Raw genomic sequence first — 2,356 nt, 5'->3', positions numbered from 1 at the left:
TGGAAGCCAAGTGCGGAAAGCGATGAAACCCCGACGCATTCCGTCTTTGTCGCCAGCGCCAGCGCGCGGGCGGTCGAGACGCCGACCCTCACGCCGGTGAACGACCCCGGCCCGACATTGACCGCAATCCGGTCGAAACCGGCTGGTGCCCTTCCCGCATGCTGCAGCGTCTCGTCGATCACGGCCATAAGCCGTTCGGCATGGCCCTTGCCGATCGTCTCGACCGTGCGGGCAAGCACGACATCGCTTGTCGTATCGAAAAGGCAGGCCGCACAATCGGCCTGCGCCGTATCGAGCGCCAGTATCAGCATTGCGGACCTTTCAGAACCGTATCGCCACGGTTTTCAGACGGCCTCGACATGCTCCACTTCGGGGACGAAGTGATGCAGGAGGTTCTGGACGCCGTGTTTCAGCGTCGCCGTCGAGGAGGGGCAGCCCGAGCAGGCGCCGCGCATGTTGAGGAACACCGTGCCCTCGCGATAGCCACGGAAGGTGATGTCGCCGCCATCCTGGGCAACGGCCGGGCGGACGCGGGTGTCGAGCAGTTCCTTGATCGTGGCGACGATCGTCTCGTCGCCGGCGTCGAAGAATTCCTCGCCGCTGTCATCTTCCACCTGTGGAGCCTCACCGGCCATGACCGGCGCGCCGGACATGAAATGCTCCATGATCGCGCCGAGAATCGCCGGCTTCAGGTGCTGCCATTCGGGATCGCCCTTGGTCACGGCCACGAAATCATAGCCGAACATCACCCCTTCAACGCCGGGCACGGCGAAGAGGCGGGTCGCCAGCGGCGAAACGATCGCATCATCGGCCGAGCGGAAATCCGCATTGCCGCTTTCCATAACCACCTTGCCGGGCAGGAATTTCAGGGTCGCCGGGTTCGGCGTGGTCTCGGTCTGGATGAACATCTTCATCTCCAAATCTTGTCGTCTGGGCGGCTTTTCCCTTATATCGGCGCTTTGACCGGCAACCGCAAGGGCATCAGCAGAGCGCGTCGATATCGGCATCCTCCAGCCCGTCGGGCAGGACGGTGACGGGAATGGTAAAGGCCTTGCCGCGGCCGGCGAGCAGCGATACCAGCGGCCCCGGCCCGTCCTTGGCGGAGCCCGCGGCGAGAACCAGAATGGCGATATCCCGGTCGTCCTCGACAACGGCGTTGATCTCGACGGAACGGTCGCCTTCGCGGATGACGATTTCCGGTTCGACGCCGATCGCCTCGCGCACCGCCTCGGCCGCCTTGTTGACGATCGCCTCGGCCTCCTCGCGGGCCTCGGCCCGCATGAATTCCTGCACGCCGATCCATTGCTGGACCTCGTGTTCGGGGATCACATAGCAGAGCACGAGCCCGCCATTGGAATTCTTCGCGCGCCGGCCCGCATAGCGCACCGCGCGGCTGCATTCCGGCGTATCGTCGACAATGGCCATGAATTTGCGGCGATGTCCGGCCTCGCCGGAAAGTCGTTTGGAAACCATGTTTGAGAAACTCCGTTTTTCCGGCCGTAAACCGTCTTTCACATCCGGCAGGGAGAGCCGGGCCAGGCGGATATCCGCGCTCGCAGGCGGCGTCCGGTCCGCGGCCCGAACGCGCCATCATAACACAGATGCCCAAAAAGCAAGCGTCAGAGCAGGCCGACGATCTCGTGCACGTCCTTCATCGTCCTCTCGGCAATCGCCCCTGCCCGCTCCGAACCGTCCTTCAGAACGGCGTCGATATGGGCCGGATCGTCGATCAGGCGGCGCATCTCGGCATTGACCGGAGACAGGACATTGACCGCAAGCTCGGCCAGTGCCGGCTTGAACTGCGAGAATTGCTGCCCGCCATACTCGGTCAGCACATCGGCCTTGGTGCGATCAGAGAGCGCAGCAAAGATGCCGACGAGATTGTCAGCCTCGGGACGCCCCTTCAGCCCGTCGACCTCGCTCGGCAGCGCATCCGGATCGGTCTTGGCCTTGCGGATCTTGCGGGCGACGGTGTCGGCGTCATCGGTGAGGTTGATGCGCGAAAGGTCGGAGGGATCCGACTTCGACATCTTCTTCGAACCGTCCTTGAGGCTCATCACGCGCGGCGCCGGTCCCTCGATCAGCGGCTCGACCATGGGGAAGAAGGCATGGACCGGCTGGTCGCCGACGGTGATGTCAACTCCGCTGCCGATCTCCTTGATCTTCTTGGCAAAATCAAGATTGAACTTCATGGCGATATCGCGGGTCAGTTCCAGATGCTGCTTCTGGTCGTCGCCGACCGGAACATGGGTGGCGCGGTAGACGAGAATGTCGGCCGCCATCAGGCTCGGATAGGCCAGAAGGCCGAGCGAGGCGTTCTCGCGGTCCTTGCCGGCCTTGTCCTTGAACTGGGTCA

At 63.5% G+C, this 2,356-nt stretch carries 4 protein-coding genes; all 4 read right to left on the bottom strand.

What is annotated here, in order from left to right; genetic code table 11:
• Nucleotides 1-311 (bottom strand): tRNA (adenosine(37)-N6)-threonylcarbamoyltransferase complex dimerization subunit type 1 TsaB (gene tsaB / locus AC5DC2_RS23095; RefSeq protein ID WP_491700178.1); only part of this gene is annotated, 311 nt, incomplete at its 3' end.
• 33 nt (nucleotides 312-344) lie between these two features.
• Complete coding sequence (locus AC5DC2_RS23090; RefSeq protein ID WP_024708292.1) at nucleotides 345-908, bottom strand: NifU family protein; 564 nt, start codon at nucleotides 906-908, stop codon at nucleotides 345-347.
• 73 nt (nucleotides 909-981) lie between these two features.
• Nucleotides 982-1,473 carry a universal stress protein gene (locus AC5DC2_RS23085; RefSeq protein ID WP_024708291.1) on the bottom strand — a complete coding sequence of 164 codons (492 nt, stop codon included), beginning with the start codon at nucleotides 1,471-1,473 and terminating at the stop codon, nucleotides 982-984.
• Between the two features lie 146 nt (nucleotides 1,474-1,619).
• Nucleotides 1,620-2,356 (bottom strand): tryptophan--tRNA ligase (locus AC5DC2_RS23080; RefSeq protein WP_491700177.1); only part of this gene is annotated, 737 nt, incomplete at its 5' end.

The organism is Martelella sp. (assembly GCF_984369615.1).
The sequence above is the reverse complement of the archived record's forward strand: the minus strand, read 5'-3'. Positions and strand labels throughout refer to the sequence as shown.

Coding starts and splice junctions, on each gene's coding strand:
- AC5DC2_RS23090 (WP_024708292.1), bottom strand. CDS start 908: ATGTTCATCCAGACCGAGACCACGCCGAACCCGGCGACCCTGAAATTC.
- AC5DC2_RS23085 (WP_024708291.1), bottom strand. CDS start 1,473: ATGGTTTCCAAACGACTTTCCGGCGAGGCCGGACATCGCCGCAAATTC.